The organism is Arthrobacter sp. 05T423, assembly GCF_056396245.1.
In genome coordinates, this window is sequence record NZ_JBFTLC010000078.1 from 1 (window position 1) to 2,655 (window position 2,655).

Here is a 2,655-nt window from a genome sequence, read left to right on the forward strand (position 1 = left end):
GATAACCTGAAGGTCACCACCTCGTTCCCGTCCAGCGCGCCGAACACCTTCCAGGGCCTGTCCTCCACCATCGGCTTCGACTTCACCGGCACCCAGCGCACCGGAACCACCAAATAACCCTGCACCGGTAACTCCCACCACCCCGGGCCGGTGCCGGCCCCCGGCACGAACAGCACCGCCACCGCAGCGTCAATGAGAGACCACGATCATGAGCACCACACTGGACCTGGCCACCGCCGGCACCCCGGACACGGCGACCGCAGTGCCGGCCCCCGGCCTCGCCCGCCCCAGCCGGCAGAGGCAGCCCGCCGGCACGCCGGCCCCGGCGGGGTTCACCCGGGTCCTGCAGCGCACTGGAAAGGTGCTCAGCACCGTCCTGGTCGTCCTGGCCATCGCGGCGTTCGCGCTGCTGGCCCTGGGCCCGAGGCTGCTGGGATACCAGACCTCCACCATGCTCACCGGGTCGATGGCGCCGCTGATCAATCCCGGCGACGTCGTGGTCACGGTCCCGGTGCCGGTCAAGGACATCCGGGTCGGGGACATCATCACCTACCACATCCCGGTCGAGGACCAGCGGGTCGAAACCCACCGGATCATCGAGATCACCACCACCCCGACCGGACAAACAGCCGTGCAGACCAAGGGCGACGCCAACAACGGCAAGGACCCCTGGGTTGCCACGCTCTCAGGACAAATGGTCGACCGGCAGGTCACGACCATCCCGTACCTCGGCACAGCGATTCGCACCCTGCGCGAACCAGCCGTCAGGAACACCCTGGTGTATGGTGCACCGGCCGTCCTCGTCCTGGGCCTCCTCACCTCCATCTGGCGCAAAGACCCCAAGCACCCCGACGCCGACACCAGCGGCACCGGACAGGCGCAGGCCTCCTCCCGTGCCTGACGCACCTGTCCTGTACCCGGTACTGGACCTGTCCCGGATCCGGACCCTTGCCCAGGACCTCGGAACCCCCGTCCCGGCACTGCGGTTCCTCAACGACTACATCAGCATGCTCCCCGGCCGGATCCACCGGATCCGTACCGCCCTGCAGGACCAGGACCCCAAGACCAGCATGGACGCACTCCTCAGCCTCAAGGTCACCTCCGCCATGGCCGGTGCACTGGAAACCGAAGCCCACTGCCGCGCCATCGAAACCCTCATCCGCGAGAACCGCTACGAACACGCGCTCCGTGCGGCAGAGCGGCTGACCACAGCAGAGACCAGCACGCACCGCTGCCCACCGTAGGCCGGTGTCTGATTCGGGCACGGTCCAGCAACCGGCGCAGGCCCGCGCGGGCCCGTTCCCGCCACGGTGGCGGGACACAAGGCTTTTCCCAAGGTCAGTCCCTAGGCTGGTAAGGGAAGCGATGAACCCCGGCAGGGGGACGTGCCGCCACCGGCATGAGAGCGCCGCCGCGGAAGGGCATGATCCGCCCGCGCAGGAGCCGGGTGAGGGAAGGAGCAGGGCAGTGTCTCAGCATTTCGTGGTGCAGTTAGTGGATGATCTGAACGGCGAGGTTGCACAGGAAACAGTCAGGTTCTCCCTTGACGGGGTCCAGTACGTCATTGACCTCACCGACAGGCACGCATCCGAGCTCCGCCAACACCTGGCCCCCTTCATCGATCACGCCCGGCAACAGCGCAGCGGCGCCGCCAATGCCCGGCAGGCCGCCGCACCCGTCAACCCCCGCCAGGCACAAGTGGTCCGGGACTGGGCCAGGGAAAACGGCTACAAGCCCAACAGCCGGGGCAGAATCAGCAAACCGATCATGGACGCCTTCATCGCATCCCAAAGACGCGCAGGCAGGTAACCTGCCCGCCCATCCATCGCCGGCCAACACCCCGCCTGTCAAACAGGACGCTGCCGGACCCGTCCCTGGCCTGCGGCACGACTTCAGCGGTGACCTCCTCGACGACAAACCCTCCGCCCCGGGTAACCCTTCGTCCATCGCATCGGTCTCGTCCAGTTCCCGCACGACGCTGCGCGCATCCGGTGCGCTGGCGGCCTCGAGCGATTCCTGGGATCCGTCGGTGTTCCTTGACCCCGGCCCACATCCGGTCAGTCCGGACTTCATCGTCACCGGTCGCCCACACGACTGATTCCCTTTCTGCATCGCTGGTGCCGGAGCTGCAAAAGACCCCACAGCCACCCCCGTTTCCCCCAGCCCCCGTGCCCTCGACCGCCCGGCAGGACAGCCGGACCCGGCAGCTCCCCCAGATAGCTTTCTGGTCCGGCAACCCAAACCCGGCGACGCACCAGTCATCCGGAAACCCCGAACCGGAACCCTGAACGGCTCCGCTGGGTGCCCGTGCGGCGCGGGGCGACCCTGTGCGGCGGGCACTCCATCCGCCGTCCCACCGTGCTGCTGCCCAGAGTGCTCCTGCCCGGCAGGCCGTGATCAGGTTACTCCCACACCGGCGCGCGTCACAGCGTTCCGGCGCACAAGCGTCTCCGCTGGCCTGCCGGGACCGTGCCGGCGGCCTGGCACGTGGCCGGATCGCAGCTGTTCAAGTCTTGATGGGATCTTGACGGTTCCCAGCCTGGGTTCTTGATGGTGGCCGGGCAAAGTCGTTCCTGTCAGCCAAACAGGGCTGGAAAAGGTTTGCGGCCGGCCCACTGGGGGTGGGCTTCCCCGAAAGGAAACAAGTGCCATGGG

3 protein-coding genes are annotated in these 2,655 nt (G+C 67.7%); all 3 read left to right on the plus strand.

The genetic code is table 11. The features are described from left to right. Positions 1-208: 208 nt before the first annotated feature. Complete coding sequence (locus AC1DFE_RS23905) at positions 209-901, plus strand: signal peptidase I (protein WP_476908309.1); 693 nt, start codon at positions 209-211, stop codon at positions 899-901. Continuing rightward, positions 894-1,244 (plus strand): Hpt domain-containing protein, encoded by a 351-nt coding sequence (locus tag AC1DFE_RS23910; protein ID WP_476908310.1) that lies wholly within the window; start codon positions 894-896, stop codon positions 1,242-1,244. Before AC1DFE_RS23905 ends, AC1DFE_RS23910 begins: the two co-directional genes overlap by 8 nt. Positions 1,245-1,467: 223 nt before the next feature. Beyond that, the gene (locus tag AC1DFE_RS23915) at positions 1,468-1,809 is read left to right on the plus strand and encodes a histone-like nucleoid-structuring protein Lsr2 (RefSeq protein ID WP_476908311.1); all 342 of its coding nucleotides are present in this window, start codon (positions 1,468-1,470) and stop codon (positions 1,807-1,809) included. Positions 1,810-2,655 lie beyond the last annotated feature (846 nt).

What these genes read in the sequence shown, in the direction of transcription:
- AC1DFE_RS23905 (WP_476908309.1), top strand. Translation starts at nt 209, where the DNA reads ATGAGCACCACACTGGACCTGGCCACCGCCGGCACCCCGGACACGGCG.